This window comes from Sutterella sp. AM11-39, assembly GCF_003472385.1.
In the GTDB taxonomy this organism is placed as follows: domain Bacteria; phylum Pseudomonadota; class Gammaproteobacteria; order Burkholderiales; family Burkholderiaceae_F; genus Duodenibacillus; species Duodenibacillus intestinigallinarum.
This window is the reverse complement of sequence record NZ_QRLV01000011.1, coordinates 1-25,769: the sequence shown is the minus strand read 5'-3', so window position 1 is coordinate 25,769 and position 25,769 is coordinate 1. Positions and strand designations below refer to the sequence as shown.

General features: G+C 56.2%; 10 protein-coding genes. 6 read left to right on the top strand and 4 right to left on the bottom strand.

Annotated features, from left to right (window positions below):
- Positions 1-6: 6 nt before the first annotated feature.
- Positions 7-15,741: a leukotoxin LktA family filamentous adhesin gene (locus DW133_RS08505; protein WP_118276234.1), complete on the top strand. Its 15,735-nt coding sequence runs from the start codon at positions 7-9 to the stop codon at positions 15,739-15,741.
- 141 nt (positions 15,742-15,882) lie between these two features.
- Here DW133_RS08505 and DW133_RS08500 read toward each other — a convergent pair whose 3' ends face one another.
- Positions 15,883-16,572, bottom strand: a complete 690-nt coding sequence (locus DW133_RS08500) for a hypothetical protein (protein WP_147408906.1) — start codon at positions 16,570-16,572, stop codon at positions 15,883-15,885.
- 544 nt (positions 16,573-17,116) lie between these two features.
- Between DW133_RS08500 and DW133_RS08495 the strand changes: the two genes are divergently transcribed.
- Positions 17,117-18,373 carry a C40 family peptidase gene (locus tag DW133_RS08495; RefSeq protein ID WP_118276232.1) on the top strand — a complete coding sequence of 419 codons (1,257 nt, stop codon included), beginning with the start codon at positions 17,117-17,119 and terminating at the stop codon, positions 18,371-18,373.
- A gap of 117 nt (positions 18,374-18,490) precedes the next feature.
- Here DW133_RS08495 and DW133_RS08490 read toward each other — a convergent pair whose 3' ends face one another.
- The 3 genes from DW133_RS08490 to DW133_RS08480 all read right to left on the bottom strand — a co-directional run bounded on the left by DW133_RS08490 (position 18,491) and on the right by DW133_RS08480 (position 21,291).
- The gene (locus tag DW133_RS08490; RefSeq protein WP_147408905.1) at positions 18,491-18,946 is read right to left on the bottom strand and encodes a hypothetical protein; all 456 of its coding nucleotides are present in this window, start codon (positions 18,944-18,946) and stop codon (positions 18,491-18,493) included.
- A 123-nt stretch (positions 18,947-19,069) separates the two neighbouring features.
- Positions 19,070-20,263 carry an MFS transporter gene (locus DW133_RS08485; RefSeq protein ID WP_118276230.1) on the bottom strand — a complete coding sequence of 398 codons (1,194 nt, stop codon included), beginning with the start codon at positions 20,261-20,263 and terminating at the stop codon, positions 19,070-19,072.
- Positions 20,264-20,433: 170 nt separating this feature from the next.
- Positions 20,434-21,291: a patatin family protein gene (locus DW133_RS08480; protein WP_158571168.1), complete on the bottom strand. Its 858-nt coding sequence runs from the start codon at positions 21,289-21,291 to the stop codon at positions 20,434-20,436.
- A 460-nt stretch (positions 21,292-21,751) separates the two neighbouring features.
- Between DW133_RS08480 and DW133_RS08470 the strand changes: the two genes are divergently transcribed.
- The 4 genes from DW133_RS08470 (at position 21,752) to DW133_RS08455 (ending at position 25,627) form a co-directional block, all read left to right on the top strand.
- Positions 21,752-22,792, top strand: a complete 1,041-nt coding sequence (locus DW133_RS08470) for a methionine ABC transporter ATP-binding protein (RefSeq protein WP_118276227.1) — start codon at positions 21,752-21,754, stop codon at positions 22,790-22,792.
- A complete protein-coding gene (locus DW133_RS08465) occupies positions 22,779-23,456 on the top strand; it encodes a methionine ABC transporter permease (RefSeq protein WP_118276226.1) in 678 nt (225 codons plus the stop codon). The genes DW133_RS08470 and DW133_RS08465 overlap by 14 nt, the downstream gene beginning before the upstream one ends.
- Before the next feature lie 20 nt (positions 23,457-23,476).
- Entirely contained in the window at positions 23,477-24,361 is an 885-nt protein-coding gene (locus DW133_RS08460; RefSeq protein WP_118276225.1) for a MetQ/NlpA family ABC transporter substrate-binding protein, read from the top strand.
- An 84-nt stretch (positions 24,362-24,445) separates the two neighbouring features.
- Positions 24,446-25,627, top strand: a complete 1,182-nt coding sequence (locus DW133_RS08455) for a M20 family metallopeptidase (protein WP_118276224.1) — start codon at positions 24,446-24,448, stop codon at positions 25,625-25,627.
- The last annotated feature ends 142 nt before the right edge of the window (positions 25,628-25,769 follow it).

Sequence of the window (25,769 nt, the reverse complement as noted above, 5' to 3'; positions counted from 1 at the left end):
GGCAGTATGAACAAGATATTCAAAGTTTTGTGGAACCGATCGCGCGGCGTTCGCGTCGTGACAAACGAAACGAAGACCGCCTGCGGCAAAGGCCGCCAAGAAGCGACCGTGGCAACGGACGTGCGTCCATCCTCAATTGACGCTGTTACGCTGTTGTTCGCCATCGGCCTGTTGGGGACGGGGCTGTCCGTACCGGCAATCGCGGCCACGGAAATTTCAAGACCTGCCGGTTGGAACCAGACGACGATCACCGCTAACGGCAATCGATACGACATTCACACGGAAAAGTTCGTCAACAACAATAAAACGGGCATCAATCGGTTTGACAAGTTCAGTTTGGACGCAGGCAACATCGCAAATCTGCATTTGAACAATGCCTCAGGCACGATCAGCGCCGATCGACTGCTCAATTTCGTCAACCAGCAAATCAAGGTCGACGGGACGGTGAACGCCGTCAAGGACGGCAAGATCGGCGGCGATCTGATCTTCGTCTCACCTCAGGGCATGGCCGTGGGATCGACCGGCGTCATCAACGCAGGCAGCTTCACGGCCGTTGCACCTACGCAGGATGAGTACGAAACATGGACCGGTGCGCTCGGCAACTCGGTGCTCGAGGCCGATCTCTTTACCGATTCCTACTGGTCCAACCTTCAATCAGGCGACGTTCCGCTCAACCCCAATGCCGTCATCACGGTCGCCGGCAGCATCAACGCAGGTAACCGCATTGCTTTGTCGGCCGCCAAAATCGAGTTGAAGGAAAATGCTCTGGTTAAAACGGGCGTCGACAATTTCTCGCAGCTTGTCAACATTGAAAATGCCGACGGCTCCGTGTCCGTATCCGCCGATCTGCTTGAAAAGGATCTGACATTTAACGTCGATCCAAAGTCCGGCGACATCGTTTTGGTTGCCCGCGCCGACGAAAAGGCTTCGGGCAATACGAGCTCGGGTTCGGGCGACCTAGCGCCCGTTCATGCTGTCATTTCGGTCGGACAGAAAGCCAAGATTGACGCCGCAGGCAACGTCAAGGTTTTAGCCGAAGCCGGCAACACCACCTACGATTTCGTCAACAAGACCTGGGTGGCCAAAGAGGGGCAGGGCAGCACCAAGGTGAGCGCCTCGGTCACCATCGACGGCACCATTTCGGTCGGAAAAGACATTGACGTACAGGCCAACGCCTACAACATGATCGACCATTCATCGCTCTTTACGATCAAGGCATTGGGCGAACAATTTCTCGGCTCGGTGCTCGGACCCTTCGTGGGACACGCGGTGGAATACGTCGACATGGGTGCAAGTTCGTCGCTCACGGTAAACGAACACGCGCTGCTCACAGCTCAGAAAAATCTCTCGCTGACCGCCAAGACGGATCTGGAACTTGCCATCGGCGACTCGACGGCCTGGAAGAACTATTCCAACTTGCTGCCCGAAGCCAAGTCACTGCCGATAGCGGCGATCGCCGTCGCCAAGGCTGATGCGTCAAGTACGCTCACCATCAAGGGTACGGCCCGTGCGGGAAGCGATTTGTCGATTAAGGCGAACACGGATTTCAAAGCGGATGTGAGCACGACGGCCACAATGCAGGGCACGAGCAATCCGCAAGCCTCGTTTGTCTATGCAGACTTTGACAGCAAATCAACGCTGACGGTGGACCGATCGGCGGAAATCGGAGCCTTGGAAAACCAAACCGTTTTAGGAAAAACAAGCCTCGAATCCAAGACGACGAACAAGGTCAAGACCAGTGCCGAAACGTATGTAACGGCAGCCGGAAACATCGGACTTGCCGTCAACTACACCGATTTTTCGTCCGATTCGATTCTGACGCTCAAAAGCGGCTTGGACGGGACGGCGAATTCGCTCACGATCAACGCCGAGAATCTGACCGAGACGCTCACGGCGAGTTCTAAAACGGATGTCGGCGACACCGGTCTGATGATGAAACTGCAGGCCAAGATTTCGGACGTCGCCTTAAATAAGATCGCACAGTTTGCCGGCAAACACGGCGCTTCGGTCGACGGGACTGTGACGGATTCGAGCTTCAACGGCGGCGGAGCCATCACGGTTGTCACCAACCGCCAGAGTTCGAAAGCGCTCGTTGATCCCGGACAGGATGAAAAGTTCAATGCTTCTAAGGATATTTCCATCGCAAGCGCAGCAACGCTCAAGGACCACCGTTACGAAGCCGCCACAACGTCGTCGATCGACGAGGAACAGGGAAACCAGCAGACAAACAAGCAGGGCGCGCTTGCCATTGTCGTCGCCACGAGCGGCAGCAGCGACGCGGCTGCGTCCGAACTTACCATTGCAGACAATGCAGCCATCGAATCGGTTGACGGTAAATTGGAGCTCTCGAGCACCGTTCTAATCGAGCAAAACCGGCGCGACCATTTGATCGAAGAGATTGAAGCACGTTGGAAGCAACTGACGGGCTACTTCGTTGAGACCGATCTCAAGCCCAAACTGGCAGAGTTTGAGGATCAAAAGAACAAGATGGTGACCGCGTTCAAGGCGGTGACTTCGGGACAAAACTCCACGGACAACTTCAAGCAGCTCCTGTCGGCCATGGTCGAATTCGGCAAGCTTGTCGTCGATACGTTCGGTGTAGCAGGAAGTGCCGTGAGCCCGGTGATTGCGGGTGCCAAGGAAACGGCATTCAGCATTCTCGACATCGTCAATCCGGCCGGCTGGGCCAATATGTACGTTTCAGCCGCCGGCACCTCCAAGGATTCCAAGCATTCGTCGTTGTCGGTTTCCGGCGCAATAGGTGTTCTCAATCAATCATCTTCAAATACGCTAAAGATCGGCACAAAAACAAGTCTTGTTTCTGGTGGCAATCTATCGATTACGGCGGACAGCAAAAACGGCAATGTTGCTCTGACAGGGTATCTGGACAATCTGATCGGCATTCCGCTTCCCTCGCGCGACAATTCCCAAGCTTTCGGGGCGTCACTTGGCTATCAGCAGCTCGAGTCAAACAATGCGCTCACCATCAGTGAAGGAGCCGACATCGAAGCCGAGCATGGCAGCCTGACCCTTACGGCGAGCGATCAGCTCAAGGCCATAGCCGTGACGGCTTCAGCCGGCCTCAATTCGGGCGGAACATCGTTTTCAGGCATGGTCGCGGTCACCAAGGCCGACGGCAGCAATACGCTGGCGATCGATGACGAGGCAACTCTTGATTCGGCCGGTGCCATGACGATTGACGCCCGGCGCGACGACCTGCTTGAGACAATCGCCGGCGCCCTTGGAAAAACATCAAGCGACGAGGGAGGCAGCGTTGCGGTCGGAGCCGGAATTGCCGTCAATCTCGGCGGAGTCGATAACAAGCTTGAAATCAAGGACAACGACAGTGCGTCTTCGACCATAAATTACGGTGCTGGGCACCTTGTGTCCTCGGCGGGCACACTTACCTTGACGGCCGACACAACAGTCAACGCCAACGCAATCGGTGTGGCCGGAGAAGCGGCGACAACGACACACAAGGATCTGGGAGAGCAGCTCGACAACCTCCCCGGTGAAGAGGTTGACGGGGACGCCTTCAGTGCCGACGAAATCGAGAACATGACCGAAGTGGCGGCCGGTCAGAACGGCGACGACACGTATCTCTCGGATCTCAACTGGCTCTTTAACGAAGACAATTCGTCGGCCGAGAGCGCTTCCGAGCTGCCTACGCTTCCCGACACAAGCGTCGCCGAACTGTCACCTCGCACGATCAACATCGCGGCCGCGGGCAGCATCGGCTGGAATCAGTTCAATCAGAACAACAGTCTCACGATTCAGAGCAGTGCAAGCGATCCGTTCTCTTTGAAGGCCCAAAGTCTGTCCATTGAAGCACTTTCGAACAAATGGATCGGCGCCTTTGCGGGCGCTGCGGCTCTTTCGATCACGCGAGGCGGCAATACAACGAGCAACGTCGGCATCGGCGGATCCGGCGCCGTCAACAGGTTGGACTTTGTCAACGCAATCGGTATTGACGGCCTCAAGATCACGGCTCAAGACACGAGCGTGAAATCGCTCGTCAACGGCACGACAGTCGCCGAAGGTCTGGGGCTCGCCGTCGCAGCCGGTCAGTCGCAGACGGCCCTTGGCATTGACGCGGGCATTTCAGCCAATCTCGTTACAAACGAGGTCACGGCCAGCGTCAAGAATCTGAACTACAGCTCCAGTGACGACGGAGACCATGTCTACGATCAGACGGCATGGTCCGGCGAAACGCAGGTCACGGGCGGCACGGCCGTGGGCGTGGCCGCCGGCGGCGGTACATTCTCCGGAGCCTTCGGCGCTTCCATTGCCGTAGCCAAAATCAAGAACACCATCGGTTCGGAAATGTCAGACTCGAATCTTTCCGACCTTTCGAACGCAAGTGTTCGCGCGCTTGCAAGCCTCACGCAGGTAAATACAGCCGTGGGCGCCAACGTGGCCGTGTCGTCGGAAACAGCCGGCGCGGCTTCGGGCTCGATTCTCTACGCGGACATCACCAACAATGTCAATGCTCAGGCCGACCGCACCACACTTACCGTTGCTGACGGCGGAACGGTTGAAATTGCCGCGCGCACCGCAGGAACAGGAAACGGGCAAGAGGCTCACGATCTGGCTCAGCGTGCCAAAGGCGTTGACGGCGTTCTCACGCGAGAAAAACTTCTCAATCGCGATGCGCTTGAAGGAATAACGCTCTACAAGGATAAAGACAAGAAGGAGAGTGTCGACGTCAAGGGCGAATTCGTCGACGGCAGCAAGATGAGTCAAGTGTCTGTGGCCATCGGTGTGGGCGTTGCCGTCGGAAGCCAAGGCGGCGGATCCGGCAGCGCTGCGATCCTGGTGAGCGACTTTGACAATCGCTTTACGGCAAAGAGCGATACGCTCACCGTGAAAACCGACACGACGGCCGTCCAAGGCATCGGCTTTACGCAGATTGCCGCAACAGACGTCTCGACGGTTAACGTCGCCGCCGGCGTTGCCGCTGCGGCAACAGGTGAGACGAGTTTCGGTGTCGCAGGGTCGCTTATCCTGGGCGGCATCGAACAGACGGCCGAATCGACTGCCACCGGTTTGACGCTCACGCCTTCGCAAAGCGAAGACTCAGCGACTGTTAAGAACGCCGTCAGCGCCACCAACGAAGCCAAAACGGTAAATGTCGCGGGGAACGCGAGCGCTGCCGTCGGCGAGTCGGGAGCGGGCATCGGAGCCGCTTTTGTGAGTACAGGCGTAGAAAACAACGCCATTGCCGGTTTGGACAGCTCGACGATCAACGGCACCGGCATGGGTGACTTTGTGGTCAACGCGCACAACAATGCGCAGACGTGGGATGCCGCCGTTAACGGTTCCGTCGCGGCCAATGCCGCCGTCGGCGGTTCGGTCGTACTTAACCGTCTGGCCAACAACGCACAGGCTCACATCAAGGGATCGATGCTTACGGGTCTGGGCGGCATTGACATCAATGCCAAGGACGAGTCTCAGGCTTGGACACTGGCGGGCGCCGTATCCGTCAACTACGGAGAAGGCGCATCGGTTTCGGGCGGAATCGGCATTACCCTGGACAGGGGTGCCACAGAAGCAAAGCTCGAAGATTCCTCGATCGAATCGAAGGATACGGCAACCGACATTTCCGTAGAGGCTCACGCCAAAGACAAAGTGATGACCATGACGCTCGGCGTGTCGGCGGCCCCGGGAGGCGTGGGCATCACGACGGCGTCGGCTAAAAACAAAATCGATCGTACGGTAACGGCCCAGGTTCGCAACGTCAATCACACGCAGCAAAGCGGCGCTCTCGGAACGCTGTCGATCAAATCGGAGAGCAGAGCGACCATCGGCAACCTCGGCATCATGGCCGGCGGCGGCAATATGGCCGGCGTCGGCGTGGGCTTCGGGTTCAACACGATCGATATCGATGTCTCTTCCGTCGGTGAGAAAATCAGCAACTTTGAAGTCGACACGATTGAGGTCGGAGCAGTTTCCGCCAATGACATCAATTCGATCGGCGTGGGCGGTGCGGGAGCCATGAACACGGCAGTTGCGGGCTCTGCGACCATCAACAACATCTCGGGCGACGTAACGGCGCGGCTAGCCGGAACGAGTGACGCGCCGATGCTGCTGCAGCATAAAGGAGCGGCGGCAATCTACGCCACGTCCGACGATACGGTGGGCACCTATGCGGGCCAAGTGGTGGGCGCCGGCACGGCAGCCGTAGGCCTCAATATCGGCGTTACCGATCACTCGGTCAACACGACGGCCGAACTCGATTACGTCACGCTCAACCGAACCGGCGACAGCGGACATATGCTTGCCGTTAAAGGCGGCGTAGACGATGACGCCATCAACAGCGATGTGGTCGAAGACGTCAGCATCGGCAAATCTCTTGAAACGGATCGAGACGACGTCACGGTGTCGGGCACGTTGGTGTCGGCAACAAGCACCACGACCTACAAGACGCTTGTCATCAACGGGGGCGGTGCCTCGAGCGCGGAGGTCTCGGGATCAGCCAACGCCGTCACGCACGGAGGCACAACGACGGCTTCCGTGAGAAACTCTTCGATCGACAGCCGCACGGCTGACATCGGCATTTTTGCGGGCGACTACGCCAATTTCTTTACGTCGCTCACGACAGTGGGCGGCGCCATGACCTTTGCGGGCGACGCCAACGTCTCTGTCGTTCAGACCAAGCACGCAACCAAGGCCGAACTCACGCAAGATTCAATCATCACGACGGATAAGGACGCTTCGATTCAAGCCGAAGGCAAAGAAGGCGTCTCGGCCATGACGATCACCGCGGCAGTCGCAGGCAGCGGAGCATTGGGGGCTTCAGCCGCGGTCACGAATCTGCACTCGAGCGTTGAGACGGATGTTCGGACAAACTCTACACTCACGGCAGCTCGAAGTTATCTGCAGAATGCTAATTACCTAGGCCGCATTTCCAATCTCGGCATCACGGGAGCCGGCACGCTTGCCGGCGCCGGTGCCGTGAGTGTGGCCATCAACAATATCAATAACCGTGTGGCATCGCATTTCGGATCGACAACCGGCGCGACGCTGACACTTCACACCGACAGTGCGCAAATTACGGCCGAGCGAACCACCGGCATCAAGCTTTACGGCGCCAGCGCGGCTGTTGCCGTTCAGGGCGTTGCGGGGGCCGCGTTTGTGGGTGTCAATACGGTCGACGGGGAGTCGGAAGTCACGGTGCAAAACGCAGACATCCGCAAGACGGACGCGCAAGGGCAGTCCCAAGGTGCCCAAAGAATCGGGATAAGCGCTGAAAACAAAGATACGATCGATATCGTTGAAATAGGCGTCGGAGCAGGCGCTTACGGCGGAGCAGGCGCCAGCGTCGTCGTCAACCGAATTCACGACGCCGCACGTGTCAACGTGAACAAATCCGCTCTTGCGGCGGACACAATGGAGATCAGCGCCGGGCAGAACCGCACGGTCGACGGTACGCTCGTGATGGTGACCGGAGGTTTGATCGGCGGCATCGCAGCCAATGTCGTTGCCACTGAAATCGGCGAACCCACAGGCAACGAATCGATTTTCGGCGACGCATTTCCGTCGGGCAGTGCTGATGATCCGAGCGACGAAGTGTCCGGATATCAGGATAAGTTCGGCAGCGTCACCACCGAAGAGATACTCAATCGCGCAAAGAAGACGGCCGAGGGCGGCGCACAGGGCGCATCTGCGGACACGGACGCTCCCGTGTCTGCCGGCCCCACCCCGACGAAGGGGCTCACGGGCACTCACGTTGCGCTCACCGATACGACAATCGTCTCTGAACCTGCCGATACCTCAAAGAAAGGCAGCGTGTCGATTACAGCCAATGAAGATACGGATGCGGGCGCGGGCGTCAATGTCACGCTCGGATCCGGCAGCGGCGGCGCGGCGTCACTTGCCGCGTCGGTAGCCACATTGACGCGTCACAGCGACGCGGCGGTGAGTATTGAAAACGGCGGTGTTCGTTCGGACAACATTACCATCGAATCGCGTCTCGGTGCGGTTGACAAGCTCAAGCTCTATCAGGGATCGCTCGGCATCGTTGCAGGCTCGGCCGTCTACGGTGAAACCAAGGCCGACGGTCAGGCATCGGTCGAAATCAAGAGCGGCACCTACGAAGCTCGACAAACGTCGGAAGACGACAAGGGAACGCTGACGATCAATTCAGCCGACAATCGCTCAAGTTCGATTGAATCGCTCGGCGTGGAAGTGGCTGTCGGAACGGCCGGGGCCGTGATCAGCAAAATCAAGGACAGGACCGCCGCGCGGGTTCGCATGGACAACGCCGCTGTCAAGGGAACGACGTCGTTCTCGGCACAAAGAACCCCCGTATTGACAGCCCATTCCAAGGCCGGTTACTTCGGCGGCATCACCGGCGTCGGCGCGGTAGCCGAAATCACGGATTCCGGAACCGCCCGAACCGACATCAACAATGTCACGGCCGAAGACTATGTTTGGAAGGAGGAAGAGGACGGTGTTTTGCAGGATCGCAAGACAGGCATCTTCGGGGCGAGCGTTGTTCTCAAACCCACTATTTCGGTAACGGCCGACAGTTACGGCGGCAGCGGCTTTGCGCTCGGCATCGTCGAAGCGAAAGCCGTCGAGTCCGGAAAAGCCGAACTTGAAGTCAGGGGCGGACAATTGAGCACCCATGATGTCAGTCTGCTTGCTTCGGCCGGGCGCGACACGGACAACTCGGCCGATGCGCTTCACATGACCTCTCTTGTGAAGGGCTATGGCGGCGCCGGTCTGGGCGTTCAGGTCAATACCGGTAGCCTCACGAACAATGCCGAGGTCAAACTCAAGACGGACAAGGTGAACTACTCGCAGGATACGACCGTCGACATCGATGCGGAAGGGCATGCCGAATACTCGCTTGTGTCACGTGAAGCCGCCGGCGAAGTCATTTCGAGCGACAACAGCGCTCTGAAGCTCGGCCACGGCGTCAAAACTTCGGTTACCATGGTCGGCAAGTCCGATGAGACGAAAGCCAAAGACATTGATGTCAAAGCACACAACACGGAAAACGCCGTTTTCAACGCCACCGGCGCCGGCGGCTCGGTCATCGCGATCGACGTCGATGCCATTCGACTTGAACACAACGATACGTCAAGCACGTCGGCCGACATCTCCGGCAAGTGGCTCACGGCAGAGGACATGCGCGTCTCGGCTCTCACAGACCGCGACGTCGCTTTCCACGGTCGAAACACCAAGGGCGATGTGGCCGGCGGCAGCGGTGCGGGCATCGTCAATTCAATGACGGGAGCCACCGCCGTCACGCTTGCGGACAACACGGAAATTGAAAGCGGGGGGACACTTGAACTGCTGAGTGACTCCAAATGGACGATCAAACCCGTGCAAGAGGGTGAAAACGCGTTTGCTCTCATTTCCGCCAACTACGGCGCGGTGGCAGGAAGCACGGTGAGCGTCAGCAATACCCAGACGTCTACGGCGTCCGTCACGGTCGGCAAGAACGCCAAACTGACTTCAGCCGAGGCAATGACGCTCGCGGCTAAGACCACGGGCGCGACCGCTCTTCGCGTGCAGTCGCTCACGGCAGGGGCTGTGGCAGGCGTCGGCACCAGCGCCACGCACAACATCCATGTCACCGACACGGTGAATATCGGTGAAGGAGCTTCTTTGCGGACAACGACGTCCGCGGGCAACATCACGTTGTCTGCTTCCGGAGACGAGACCTATGAACTTGCAGCCGTCGGAAACGTCCGCGGTGCGGCGGGCGGCGGCTCAACGGCAAGTCTCACGCTCACCTACGCGCGCGACAATTCGGTTGACATTGCCAAGAACGCTTCCGTCCATTCCGGCCGAGACGTCAACCTGTACGCCGGCCGAGATGCCAGCGGCGCCGACGCTTCGCTGGATTTCCACACTTACACGCACGCCTACAACCACTCGCTCATTGCGCCGGTGAGTTCCAAGATCACGGATGCGTATGCGTTTACCAACTCTGTGTCGGTTAACGAAGGAGCAACCGTTCTTTCGACGGCAGACACCAAGGTTGCGGCCATTCTCGGTGATCTTACAAGCAAGAAGGAAGCGCGCTACTACAACTGGACAAGCGGCAAGACCGCGGGCAACGTTGAAATGGTGACTTCCGGTTCGGGCGAAATTCCGAAGGGCACAACGCAGCAGTCCAACGCCGTGACGCTCGACGGAGAAATTCTTGCGGGCGTCAACACCGCCGCCAATGTGACCATAGAGGGCGTCGTGTTGCATGAAAACGACTGGGGCTTGACGACGGGTGGAGACGTTCGGGAAAGTCCGATCGTCACCGTCAACGAAGGCGAAGAGACGGAATTTGCAGAATCGATTCGCGACGGCATCAGCATCGGAATGGATGAGAATGCCAACGAATACTGGGATCGTCACATGGAGCTGCAGCGCCTGATACAGGAGTATTCGGGGCTAGGCACCGACAACGGATCGATTCTGGCCGCGTACATGGCCGAAGACGAAGCATTGATCAACGTCATGCTTGACAAGGGTTATGCGACGAGAAGCGAAGACGGTGCCGTGAGAGCAGCCACATCGGTTGATCGAGGCTATGTTTTGGTCGACAACATCACGGTTTCAGGCGGCAATGTGAGTTTCACAACCGGCACCGTATCGGGCAAGGGGGCTGTTAAGGCGAATTCAGCCACAGGCATTACGATCGAGAACAATTCCAATCTCGCGCTCAAGATAGGCGACCTCGAAATCCTCAATGTCGGCGGTAACGTGACCATGAACGACGTTGCCGTAATGCCCGGACAGAGCACGGCAGGATTTGACGTCGCCAATGTCGCAACCAACCCGACGGCCGACAAGCCGGTCATCGACATCGCCTCTAACCTCGGCGATTCGATCACCTACACGGGCAAGGACGGCAGTGAAACGGTGACGAGAACGATCAAGCCCGACACCAGCGTGATTCTCACGGGTAATATCGTCAATGCTGCGGGCGACGTGAAGATTCACTCGGCGTCCGACCTCTTCCAACACGAAGGATCCACGATCTCTGCCGCCGGCAACGTCGATTTGTCGGCCAACGGTACGGTCACGCAGGCTTATTCGAGCGGAATCACGAACATCGGCGGGAACGTGGAGGATCAGTGGACAGAGGCCAGAGAAGAGATCGACAAGAAAATCGCTGAGAATTATGACCAGAACAACTACGCTTGGAATAACAAGGAGGTACAGGGCGGCAGCATCATCGCGGGCGGCGATGTGATCATCTCGGGCGAGATGATCAACATCAACGGAACCGTGCAAAGCGGATATTCCTCGTACCAGCTTGACCTGAGCGGCGACGCGCTCGAGAGAATCAAAACGGTGACCGACAATTGGGTGAAGAACGGTTCCAAGCAAAATATTGATGTCAAGAGCGCCGCTTACCTTATCAGCGAGGGTGGCTATGTCGACAATAAGGACGGCACTTACAGTTATCGTGTCGCCGCCTGGTACGACCCGGTCAACGAGCGCATCGTGCTCGATGACATCAATCCGCAGGGCGGGCACGTCTACATCACGGGGCGCATTGCGAGCACCGGCAACGGCAACATCTACGTTGCCAACGGCAGCGCCGACATCAAGGTTGACGTGGGTGACTATGACGTGCTCACAGGTGTCGTCGACACCGGCAACATTGCAGGGCGCGTCCGCATCACGGACACGAACTACAAGTCATACGGTGACCGGAAGGCCTCGGCCATGGTAACCGAATGGTCACAGAATCAGTATGGCAATTGGTACCTCGATGAGAAGGGCGAACGTATTGAAGACAGCATCATCATCCGAGACCACAACAGCAATACTTTCGGCTACGACCCGGTCAAGGGAACGCTTTACTCCTGGTCATGGGGCTATCAGACAGGTACGGTCGGGCGAGTAAACCGCGAAAACCACTTTACCTGGTGGCGTCAAACGATTTGGGACAAAAACACAGAACCTGACCAATCGGAGATCACGTTGACTGAACTCGGAAAAGACATGCTCGAAGGCACGACATTCATTCAGAGTTCTTCCGAGCAGACCAATCAGGCTCAAGGCATTGTCCAGACGGTCAAGGAATACAAATCCGATTGGCAATGGGTCGAGTGGAGAACGTACGACGATGCGCTTCACTGGGGCGGTACCGACCATTTGGCAGGAACCCGGACCGAATCTTCGCAAAAGATCGTGACTTTTACCGTTAAGGCCGATTACGGCATCGGCGGCGGACTGATTGAAGGCTCCAACTCGATTGACATCAAGACGGGTGGTACGCTTTTGCTTGGAAATCGTGTCTCGGCAACCGAGGGTAAGGTGACGCTGACTGCCGGAAACGACATCCTCTCAGCCTCGAGTCATGCGGTCATAAACGGCGCTTCAGAACTTTCGATGTCGGCTGGCGGATCAATCGGTGAAGCAGACAACGCCATCGCGCTTTCGGGAGGGAACGAGCAGCTGATCGCCAAGATCTCCGCTGGCAACAATATCTACATCGACGGCTCGCGCCTGACCAATTCGGCAGTCAAGGCTGATTTGACGGCGGGTGACGCCGTCGGGTTTACGTCAAGCGCAGACCTGGTGGCCACCGTAAAGGCATCCGACATTGCGCTTACCAGCACGCAAGGAAGCATCAAGGCCGATGTCGAACAGATCGCCAAGCTCGATTCCTCGCAACGGTTCGACGCAACCGCGGCCAAAGACATTTCAGTCACGGTCGGTGAAGGAAAGGGAAATCTAGGCCTCGGCAAGGTCGAGTCGACCGAAGGCAATGTCTTGATTAATCTTGAAGAAGGAACCGTGTTCGACGCGATCGATCGCTCCGAAGAGACAGCCCTTACCGCCGAAGAGCGCATTGCGCTCTGGAAGGACCTCGGGTTGATCGGCGAAAACGGTGAAGACATCGGTGAACAGAACTGGAAATCCGACATGCAGAAAGCCGAAGCGGCAGTGGTCAATGACTACGAGCGCTATGAGGCTTACAAGTCGCAGGACAATCTGACGGACGAACAGAAAGCGGATTTCGCTTCGCTCACCGAACGCTTTGCCGCATACGGGTCGGCAGAGGCCGCCGTCGAAGGAGAAAAGGCCGACGAGTCGACAAACTTGGGCAAACTTGCACGCTCTGCCGACAATTACGACTGGACGCAGGACGAACTGCTCTATTCAATAGCCGAGTCAATCGTCAATCCCGATCCCGGAGACGTACCGGTTGCCGGTGAACCCAACATCATCGGCAAGCAGATCACCGTCAACTCCGCATACGGCGGCCTGGGCGTCAACAGCGACTCCGTAACGGGCGAACTGCGCACGCAAAGCGGTGAGATAAACACCGAGATTCTCAAGCTTCTTGCTCAAGCCGATGTTGACGACGTGGACTGGAATGCCGACGGCACGGTAACCGTTGAACTCAAGCAGCCCGTGACTGTCAAGGCCGACAAGTTCCAGGCCGAAACCGAAACAAACGTTTTCGTGCAGTCCTCCGCCGATACGGCACTCAAGATTTCTCGCGTCATCGCACGCAACGGGGCCGTGAGGCTTGCCAGCGCCAACGGCGTGTACGGTGTAGACAGCGTCTTTGGAATCAAGGGAGAAGTAAATGGCTCAAGCGTTGCGATCCGCGGCGGATCGGGCGGCATCGGCACGTCCGATACACCGCTTCATGTGACGCACGCCGCAGACGGATGGGTCGCTTTGTCGAGCGCCGATGACATTTTCGTGACAAGCGATTCGGGCAATCTGACACTTTACTCGGTTTCGGGCGGCAGCGATGTGTCGCTCACCGCGTCCAATCTCTATGCATTCGCAGGTAAGGAAGTCGACTTCGGCGACGACGTACTCGACTTCTCGACCATGGGTTACCTCTCGGCGGGCAAGGACGGGGAGGTCATTCTCAACGTAATCGGAAACATCGGCACCGAAACCACCGCGTTGCGAGTGGACTCCGACGAAACCCTTGTCTTTAACAACAGCGTTGAAAACGTATGGCTGCATACCGTCGGTACGGGCGGATCGCTTGATCTGGTCAATCTCGATGCCGCGCAAAACATCGGTGTGCAGGCGACCGGCGACGTTTCGCTCACGGGTAAAGCCGCTGCGGGCGAGGCTCTGACGGTTGTTTCCTCCGAAGGCGACATCACGCTGAGCAACGCAGACGTGAAGACGCCGGGAACGCTCACCGTAACCGCCGTCGAAGGCAACGTGGATATTTCGGGCATTACGGCAACGGATGAAGGGCTAAGCGCCGGTGAAATCTTCATTACCGCCGGCGACGAACTGATGCTCGGGCCGGATCCGGTGAAAGTCTCGAGCACCGAGGGCAGTCTTACGATCAAAGCCGGACGGCTTGACGACAACGCGGTGAAGTCCGGCTCGAACTTCAATGCGGCCGAAGCTCTCACGATCGCCGTGGCCGACAATCTCACGGTGGGCGGCGAAGGCGTGACGATGACAGGCAACAACGTCAGCGTCTCGAGCACCGAGTCGACATTGTGTATCGAAGACGGCACTGTCATTGAAGCACGTCAGACGGCTTCTGTTTCGGGGCATGAAGGTGCGTACCTGCAAGGCGATGTTCTTGTGACGGGAAAGACCGCTGAAGTCACGTCCGAAGAAGGCGGCATTGAACTTGCCGGTAATGTCAAACTCGGAGGCAAGACCGCCGACGACGATCAGGCCAACGTGGTTCTTACTGCACGTGATGACATCGTTCAGCAGAATGCGCTCGCAGAAGGAGGCATACACGGCAATGCTCTTACGGCCAAGTCTGAAGCGGGAAGCATTCTTCTCGATGCGCCGCTCGACGACACAGCCGGGTCCTCGGGCAACACCGTCACCAACGCCAATCTTGAAGCCGCAGAAAACATCGCCTTTGGCACAAGCCGCAGAGACGTAACGATCACGGTGAACGAATCGACCAGCGGCGAGCTTGCCGGCAGCCTCAAGGTGCATGCCGACAATGCGGGTGTGACTCTTGCCAACAACGTGACGACCGGAGGCGATGTACTCATCAATGCTGCGGCCGTTCACGGCGACAGTCTTACCGCCGGCGGTACGCTTGGCATCGTGAGCGCCCTTTACGACGACTCGATTGCAGAGGGAGAGCTGCGTGACGTGGTCTTTACCGGGTCGCTTACCGGAAACCGTGTGACGGTCTATACCGACAAAGGAAACATCCACCTTGCCGAGGTGAACACGACCGAAGGTTACCTCGACGTCTATCGCCTGAGTCAAACCGAAAAGGGAACGGTGACAATCGATGGCGGCGTCTCCGAAGACTCGACGATGATTCTCAACCACAACGGAGACGTGAACATCACCGATCCGTATGTCGGCGAAGACAGCATCATTGTTCTAACGGGGCACGGCGGACAGGCTCACGGTCAAGACCTGCTCAAGTCCGAATCCGGCACGATTCTCGTACGCGACCATGCACAGAAGTTCGGATCGCTGTTGACGCTCGAAGGATTGCGGCAAATTCTTGCTCGTGACCTATCGCCCGACGATTTGCCTCATCTTGAACTTAACGATGCCATGTACGGAACGGCCGGTCGTGCGGTCGATGCCAACATCGTTGCACCTTTCGGCGACTTCGATTCGCCCACGGACCCGTATTTCTTCATGCATCTGAGAACCGATGCGCAGTCCGCAAAGGATGAGGAGGAAGAATCCAGTCTGACGCTCGAAAACGGGCTGCCGGCTTCTCCCAAGGCGATCATCATAGACCACCGCATTCGTGATCCGCACAATCTGTGGTGGATGGCTCAAAGCGTGGACTGACAAGCCGTCAACGAACGAAACCGCCGGGAGGTGATCTCGGCGGTTTCGATTGGGTGCGCTCGGCATGGTCGCGCTCTAACGGATAACACGTTCCGGATATCGTGTCACGCATCGCCTTCAGCGCTGTCTGAAAGGATTGTTTTAGCGACTGAACATGTAGGTTTTGCCGTTGCTCATGAGTCTGGCTTCACGGCAAAGGCCCTTGTCCACCTGTCTGGGCGCAAAATACAGGCTAAAGCCGTTCGGAAGCTTTCCTGAAACAGATTCCCACAGACGGCTTTGTTCCGAAAGAGGGGTTTGTTTTAAGTCCGATTCAAGCGAGGTTGCCCAGAATTTCCAGTGTTTGCCGCCATCGAGCTTTTGAGTCTGTACGATCCAATCGGCCGGCTTCATCGGTTCGTTTTCCGAAAAATGCGATGTAAAGGCAATTCGGCACGGGGAGTGCTTTAAGCAGCCCGCGGCTTCGTTCACGAGTTTGATTTGCACGCTTTGCCGCAGCGTGTCGCCGGATTGCTCAAGTTCTGAAGTTCTGATGTCTTTAACGGTGTAACCGTTTTGACTGAAGACGGCGATCGTCGCTTCTGCCAGAGCCTGAACGGTGTAGCTCTGAGCGGCTTCCTTGCTCGAGTACGATTGCTGCGGAACAAATGCGAACCAGTGATCAAGATTTTCGAAATAGACCGTGTCGTTCTTCCAGCCGAGGTTGGCAAAGTCCAGACCTACGCCGGTACTGAACGGGCCTTTGGATACGCTTTTGGAAAGATCTTGAAGCGGAGAGTTGGCCAACAATGTGACACCTAAATTGCGCGCCAGGTGAGTTTCTGTCTTCACACTCGCGCATTGCTCCGTACCGGTCATTGCATCAGTGATTTTCAGGATGCCGAATTGACGCCCCAAGTTTTGGGCGTAAGAAGCTGTTTGGTCGTACGAAGCGCTGTTTTCAGGAACTGTTCGCGGTATTTCCGCTGTCGAGCATGCTGTGAGTAGAACCGAACACAGGACAGCTGAGGAAAGTGCCGTTCTTTTCATGTAAGTGATTCCTATCGTGGTGGGCTTGTCATAAGTCAAATAAAAAAGATGTTGAGGTGCATTTGATGCAGATCAAACGCAAGTCGGGATTGTACAGGAAAATACTTGGGTATAAACGCTGAAACACAAGAATGTTTTGTCGCAGTGAAAGAAATGTTGGACCGATTAGAGCCATATCCCTCGGGTGAGTAAGAATGCTCTAAACAGGTTGTCTCGGTGCTCTGACCGTCAGTAAGATCAAAGAGGCTTATCTGACTGGAGACGATTTCGGCAAGAAGGCCGTTTCGTCAAAAAAGGCATCGTGCCGAAAATTGCAAAAACATCATTCATCAGGTCCGAGAACGACATGCTTGCTGTCACGCGTTTTTCCAAACTTTTGCTTCTGAGCGGTTGCCTCAGTGTCGCCGGTTGCGCATGCGTCACGACCTCAATTGACTCGGAACTCGCCGAAATGGTTGCCGATGTTGCAAACATCTATGCCGCAGATGCACGTCTGTCCGTCTGGGAAGTCAAGGTCAATGAGACGTCTGACGGTTGGACGATCGAGGGCAAGACAGATCGCAAAGAGGCGCTAGACGAACTCAATAGCCGACTGCACGCAAAGAAAATGCCGGTTGACGTTCGCGTGACGGTGCTTCCGCAAGACAATGCGCAAATAGGGGATAAGCCGTGGGCACTTGTGAATGTTTCCGTAGCGACCGTCAAAAAGGAACCTCGATTTGCGGTGGCTGCAACAACGCAGGCTCTGGCCGGCACGCCGTTACGTCTTCTCGAATTCAAGGCTCCGTTTTGGCGCGTGCAAATGCCCGACGGCTATATCGGCTGGGTGCATCGGCTGCAAATTGCTCGTATGACCGAACAAGAACTCTCGGACTGGAACGCCTCACGGCGTGTGGTTGTGACCGCACGTTCCACAACACTTACAAATGAAAACGGAACGGTTCTGGCTCCGCTTACCGCCGGCAGCATCCTTCGCTTGATTGAAAAGCAGGGTAAACGGGTTTGGGTCCAGCTGCCGGACGGAAATTCAGGTTTTCTCAGAACAATCGATGTCAGGGAGGCGAACACGTATTTCGCCTTTTATGACCGAGTCCGAAAGGAGGCCCCGCGGACTTTTGTCCGTCACCTGCTTGGTAATGCTAAGAAACTTCTCGGAACTCCGTACCTATGGGGCGGAACGAGCACCAATGGCGTGGATTGTTCCGGTTTTGTGTCGCTGGTGTGGCGGCTTAACGGTGTGATACTCAGCCGGGACGCTGATCAACAGATTGCTCAGGCTGAAAAACTGGTTGTGCATTCTGTGGAAGATATCCCGGCAGGCAGTCTTGTTGCTTTCGGAAAGAAAAACGAAGCCGGGGACAATATCGTGCGCCACATAGGCATTGCTCTGGAAAACGGTGACTTTATCCATTCGCTGGGAGCCGTGCGAATTGAGTCGCTGTCTCCGAATTCACCGATCTACAGCGCATACTTTGCGGAGCGTTTCTTGGGCGCTTATACGATTGACTTGTCTTTGCAAGATGTTCCGAATGCCGAAGCGCTCTCCGAGAATGCGTTCTATCAGGTGCCTGCGAAAAAGATGTCCGTCAACAAGTCACATTAATATTTTCCCCGAACCATAGCCATGGCTGTTACGGATTGTCGAACACAAAAAAAGACCCTGGCGCGCTAACGACAGAGTCTCAGATTCCGTTGCAATAGTTAGTTGTGAAGTAACGGATTAACGGTTGTCACGGCGACGATTGTCGTCTCGACGATCCCGTTCATCGCGACGACGCTCTCTGGCATCGCGGCGGTCATCCTTGCGGCGATCTTTTTCATCACGACGCTGTTCTTTCTTGAACTTGCGATAGTTCTTGCCGTAACGTTTTTCTTCCCAGGCACGACGCTTGCTGTCGCGCCAATCACGTCCTTCTTCTTCAGCGCGGGCGCGTCTTTGAATTTCACGCTGCCATTCGCTGCGGGAATAACGGCGGTTGTCGTATTTGTCGTAGTAGTACTTGCCGTCCCAGCGGGCATCGTCTCGATATTTTTCGGCGTAACGGCGAGATGCTACATCAGCCAGTCCGCCCAAAAGATCGCCGAAACCACCGTCACCGGCGGCCATAACTGCCGGAGCGATCGCTGACGCCGCAGCGGCGGCGAAACCGGTAATGAGCAATCGTCTGCTGATCATATAACTCTCCTTCAAGTATCACCGATCTCGGCTTACTGTCATTGTGAACCAAAACTTAGGATGAGCATTGGTATTTTCTTTGAATTTGCGAAACTGTACTTCTATCCATGGCACCGGCATTTGTTACTGCCGCACGGCCAGGAAACGAAATCTTTGAATCAGAACGAGCGTCAAGACGGCAAAGACCACCCCGCCGGCAAAGCAGTACTGCGCACCGAACAGCTCCCACAAGCCGCCCGCAATAAGGCCTGAAACCAGCAAAGCGATACCCGAGAAAAAGTTGAATACGCCAAAGGCAGTCGCGCGCAAATGAGAAACTGCTACTTCGGAAACGATAGCGGAGAAGATTCCCTGAGTGGCGCCGAGATGCATCCCGAACAGAACGACACCGAGTACCAAAACGGCAGTGTTTGCAGCAAAGGCAAACAACAAATCGGAAAGTGCCAGCAAAACCATGCCCAAAGCCAACAGCCTCATCGGATTGAGTCGATCGGCGAGCATTCCGAACGGATAACTGGATAGAGAAAAGGCGAAATTCATGAGCACGACGATCATCGGTATCCAGGCTTGGTCAATACCGATATCTGCAGCTTTGAGCACAATAAAGGCATTGGAAAAGCGTGCCAGCGAAAAGAGCGTGCCCAGAATTACCAGTTGCCGGAAGGCAGGCGTCATGACACTGCCGATTTCGTTCCATTCGATCCGCTTCGTGCTTTTTGTTTCCGTGACATTGTCTTCGACGCCGATCAATATCAATAGCAGACACGCAGCCCCGGGAATCAGCGCGATCCAGAAAATGCTTCTCAGATCCTCAGTCCAAAGCAAAAGCAGCAGCGTAGCAATCAGAGGACCGACAAAAGCGCCGGCGGCATCAAGCGACTGCCGGAGTCCGTAAGCTGCGCCTCGGATGCTTTCATCGGTGACGTCTGCCACAATGGCGTCTCGTGGTGCACCTCTGAGACCTTTGCCGATCCGGTCGAAAAAGCGAGCGGCAAGAACAACCGGCATACAACCGGCCAAAGCAAAGACCGGTTTCGAGACAACTCCCAGAAAGTAACCAGCAAACACCAGGTGCTTCTTGTGCCCGAATCGATCGGCTACGACGCCTGAAAAGACTTTGGCTATCAGCGCCGTACCTTCGCCGATACCTTCAACGAGACCGATCCAAATGGCGCTGGCGCCGAGAGTGCCGGCCATGAAAAGAGGCAGAAGCGCATGGATCATTTCCGAAGAAATGTCCATCAACAGACTAACAAAACCCAGCACCCATACGGTACGAGGAATTTTGATTTTGGTTGCAGGACGATCGGACGACATGGCCGTCAAACAGGAAGGACAATTCTGGGGCCATTATCTGCTCGAAACGTGAAGAGAGCGTCAAAAGCAGAGGAACTTAGCCGGACAAACAGATTGAATGAATATCTGCAACCTGTATGTAATCAAGCAGATTTCAGCCAACATAATCATGAATCAATAGCCAAAATCAATCACAAAGCCCAACTCACCAGTTTGTTCGAGACTTCCCGGGCATCACGACGCGCCATTTCGTACGCGCGGATGATCGCCTGCGGGTCGTGCGAAAGACGACTCACCGGAATCGGAGCCTTCGGTCTAATAGTGAAAACGGTGCCTTTCTGCTCTTCTGCTTTGAGATAGGCCTGAGTCTTTTCGTAGTCCTGCGGGCTATTTTCAAACGTTCGGCAGAACGCAGGGTACTTGCAATAGAAGAGACGTACGAGCGCAGCATCGCGATCCTTGACACGATGATCTTCCGGGTGCGTGAGCACAACGACGTTTCGATCAAAACCCCTGGACTGAAAGGCTCTGAGCGGAACGCGGTCCGAACAGCCGCCGTCGAGAAGAAGCTTTCCCCGGTAGTGAATCGGCTTGGAGACATAGGGAAGAGAGGCCGAAGCGATGAGCGCATCAATTTCGGCAAAGCAATCCCGCATACGAATGTACTCGGGTTTTCCGGTCTCCAAATTTGTGCTCACTGTCCAGAATGCCATGCCGGAAGCTTCGAACGCTTTCTGATCGAACGGCTCGAGTTCCTGAGGGATTTGCCGATAGCAAAAGTCGTTGTCAACGATGTTGCCGGTGCGAAGCCATGTTCTGAAGCTGAAAAACCTCGGATCCCTGCAAAAACGCGTATAGATGCGATAGCTGCGGCCTTTCTGGCCCGACACAAACGAAATTCCGTGAATGGCACCCGCAGAAACGCCGATGACTCCGGAAAAGGGCAGGCGCATGTCGTGCAGGACGTCCAAGACGCCCGCCGCATAGATGGCGCGCACGCCGCCGCCTTCGACCACAAGTCCGAGTTTGCTCTTCTGCGTTTTCTGCATGGTTCTAATGCTGATACTCCGAAGGTTACCGAGCATAATGCGCTTAACGGCAGAAAACAATCGGCCGTTTGTCTTGTCCGAAGCGGTAATACCTCAAGGAGCGGTCATCTAGGTAGTTTGTTGATCTTGACAAAACCTCGACAAAATCGGAGACTTCGATATCGTGCAAATTCCCGTATTTCCGTCTTTTCCGACAAATATGCGTCCGTTGCCCACAACGCTCGTTTCCTTTGCGGTTCTTACTCAGTACTGCCGCTCCCATCTCATGCGCTGATCTCCACGCGCACAGGGCTTGTTCGTCCGCGCTCAGCGGCAATTTCGACACAGGTCTTCAACTGAGAACCACTGCGTTCACTCAAGCCCAAAGCAACCAACACAAGCAGACACCATCGACGGCACGGACGCGCAAGCTGCGTTTGTCGTGCGAAGCCGCAAAAGATCAGGAAAAGAACCAACGAACATGCTTGAACTCAAACACATTACAAAAACGTTCGACACGGACGCCGGCCGCGTGAAGGCCGTCGACGACGTGTCGCTTACGATCAATCCCGGGGAAATTTTCGGCATCATCGGATTTTCAGGCGCCGGCAAATCCACCTTGGTGCGCTGCATCAATCTGCTCGAGCGCCCGACCTCGGGCAATGTCGTCATCGACGGCACGGACCTCACAACGCTTTCCGACGCCGATCTCCGCGTCGTTCGCCGCCGCATCGGCATGATCTTTCAGCACTTCAATCTGATGCCCAGCCGCACGGTATTCGACAACATCGCACTCGCGTTGCGACACTCCGAGCTCGGCAAAGAAGCAAAGGCCAAGAAAATTGAAGAACTTTTGGCTCTGGTCGGGCTTTCGGACAAGTCAAACGCCTATCCCGCGCAGCTTTCCGGCGGCCAGAAACAGCGCGTGGCAATTGCACGAGCCCTTGCCAACGACCCGAAAGTGCTTTTGTGCGACGAAGCCACGAGCGCACTGGATCCGCAAACCACGCACTCGATTCTGAAGCTTCTCAAGGAAGTCAATCAAAAGCTCAGGCTCACGATCGTGGTGATCACGCATCAGATGTCGGTGATCAAGGAAATCTGCGATCGAGTCGCCGTAATGAAGACGGGGCGCATCGTCGAGGAAGGCACGATTACGGAGATCTTCGCCCATCCTAAGGCTGATCTCACCAAGGAATTCATCAACACGGCCAACAACGTCAAGAAGTTCCTTGGTCTCGTTGAAAGCGGTCAGCTTGACAACGAAGTTGCCGACGGCGGCAAAATCCTGCTTTTGACCTACACGGGCGGCTCGGCCGGCGAACCGCTCGTCGTGGCGCTCTACGAGCGCTTCAAGGTGCGGGCCAACATCGTCTTCGGAAACATCGACTTCATTCAGGGCTCGGCCCTGGGCAAGCTCGGCGTGGTGCTCACTGGTGAAAAAGCCTCGGTGCAGCAGGCCGAGGACTATCTCAAGGAAAACGGCGTTTATGTAGAGGAGCTCAAAAATGGACTTCATTAACACACTGATGCCCAATTTCGAGCGTTTGAGCGGCGAACTCTACGAATGCATCGGACAGACTTTCACCATGCTCGCCGTCTCCGGGAGCATCGCCTGGGTGCTCGGTGTTGCCGTGGGCGTGCTTCTTACCGTCTGCCGCCCCGGAGGCATTTTGGAAAACCGGTGGCTTTTTACGATCTTTGACCGCGGCATCGACATCATCCGCTCGATTCCGTTCATCATTCTGATCGTGCTACTGATTCCGGTGAGCCGTTTCCTGGTCGGCACGGGCTCGGGTGTGACGGGGTCCTTCGTCGCTCTTGTGGCCGGCACCGTCCCGTTCTTTGCCCGTCAGATCGAATCGGTCCTGGCCGACATTGATCACGGTCTCATTGAAGCGAGCCAGGCGATGGGCTTTTCGCCGCGCGAAATCATCTTCTCGGTGTATCTGCGCGAGAGCATTCCCGGCATCACCCGCGTGACGATGATCACCTTTGTGAGCCTTGTGGGCATCACGGCCATTGCGGGCGCAATCGGCGCGGGCGGCCTGGGCGACTTTGCCATCCGCTACGGCTATCAGATGGGCTACCGCGACATGATCTGGCTTACCGTGATCATCATCTTGCTCATCATCAGCGTATTCCAGTTCTTCGGAAACATCATCATCAAGAAATCGACGCACTAAATTCAAAAGGGAGACAAAACATGACCGGACTTCAATCTCGATTCGGCAAAGTGACGACGGCGCTTGTTGCCGCAGGCATCGTGGCGGTGACGCTCGTCGGTTGCGGCGACGACAAAAAGCAGGCGACGGCCGACGGCTTTACCGTAGTCAAGGTGGGCGTCGTGGGCGACTACAACGCGCAGTGGGATACCGTCAACGACCTTCTCAAGAAGGACAAGATTCAGGTCAAACTCGTGAAGTTCTCCGACTACGCCACCCCCAACCGCGCTTTGGCCGACGGCGAAATCGATCTCAACGCCTTCCAGCACAAGGCCTATCTCAAGAACGACATCGAGCGCAACGGCTACAAGATCGAAGCGATCGGTGATACCCTCATCACGCCGCTTCGCGTCTTTAACAACAAGGAAAAGCTAAAGAGCATGAAGGACGTCAAGGACGGCGACATCTTCGCCATCCCGAGCGACCTCACCAACGGCGGCCGAGCTCTGAAGGTTCTTGAGTCCGCCGGTCTGATCGTCTGCGACCCGGCCAAGGGTTACGTTCCCACCAAGACCGACATCACCAAGTACAACGTCAAGATTCAGATCCGCGAAGCCGAATCGGGCGTTCTCTTTAACATCCTGCCCGACGTGTCAGCGGCGCTCATCAACGGCGGCAACGCCTATACGGCAGGGCTCGACTCCAAGAAGGACTCAATCTTTGCCGAGGACATTGATCCCAAGACCAATCCCAACGTGGGTCAGCTCTTCAACGTGATCGTCGCCCGCAGCAAAGACAAGGACAACCCCGTCTACAAGAAGGTGGTCGACGCCTATCACACGCCCGAAACCGCCAAGACGCTCGTGGACGTCTACAAGGGTGCCTTTACTCCTGTTTGGGCGGGTTCTGAAAAATACACGTACTGATCGGCGGGCTGACCGCCGCGGCCGGCAGTAATGGGTTTAGAGACCGACTGCCGGCTTTTCTTTGAACGAACGGATACATCTGACATGGCAATCGACACCTGCGTTCTGGCACAAAAGGACTACATCGTCGGCATGCGCCGCTACTTTCACGCGCATCCGGAAGTAAGCCTGAAGGAATTCCAAACATCGGCTCGCATTGAGGAAGAACTTGACAAGGTCGGCATTGAGCACACCCGTGTGGGTGAAACGGGCGTCTATGCTCGTGTAGTCGGGAAAAAAGTTGGCGAAGGCAAAACGAAAATCGTGGCGCTGCGGGCCGATATGGACGCTCTCGGCATGGAAGATCTCAAAAACTGCGAGTACTCCTCTCAGAATCCGGGCTTTTGCCACGCCTGCGGCCACGACGGCCACACGGCAACGTTGCTTGCTGCCGCACGCATTCTGAAGTCAATGGAAAACGACTTTGCCGGGGAAGTGCGCTTTTTCTTCCAGCAGGCCGAGGAAATCGGGCAGGGGGCGCGACAGTTCGTTGCGGCAGGTTTGCTCGAAGGGGTAGATCGCATCTACGGTCAGCACGTTACCAATACCCTCAACGTCGGTCAGGTGGGCGTCGTTGCAGGACCTCTCAACGCAAGCTGCGACTTTTTCCGCATCGAAGTGAAAGGCAAAGGGGCACACGTTTCGATGCCGCACAAGGGCGTGGATGCCCTCTACGTAGCATCCCAAATCGTGGTGGCCGTTCAGAGCATCGTTGCGCGCAGCACAGATCCGATGGAGTCAGCTGTCGTCGGCATCGGCAAGGCCTGGGCCGGCACGCAGTACAACATCGTTGCCGAAGAGGCCGTTCTGGAAGGGACGGTGCGCACATTTTTGCCCGAAGTCCGTGAAGCCACGAACCGTCGTCTTACCGACATCGTCGAGAAGACGGCAGAGATGCTGGGCGCCAAGGCAAGCATCGTCATCAAGAACTATTCCAACCCCTTGATAAACGACGCGGATGCGACAAAGGAAGCCAAGCTCGTAGCGCAGGAAATTGTTGGTGCCGAAAACATCATCACGGACTATCCCAAGTCGATGATGGCCGAAGACTTCGCCGACTATCTGCCGCATTGCAAGGGGACGTTCGTTTACTTCGGTACGCACAGCGACAAGCCGGGCACCGATCGGCCCAACCACAACGGATTCTTCGACATTGACGAAGAGGGACTGCTCGTGGCGTGCAATATGTTTGTGCGCTACGCGCTCTACGTGCTTGGCACGAAGTAGCCGTGGGGTCGGGTTTGAGAAAGCTCGTTTGCGTTTGAGCTCGCTTACAAAAAGATAAAGGGCTACTTGGTTCTTCAAGCAGCCCTTTATCCCGAACTCCCGGTTAACTGATCCACATAACGTTTGAACTGGATCAATAAAC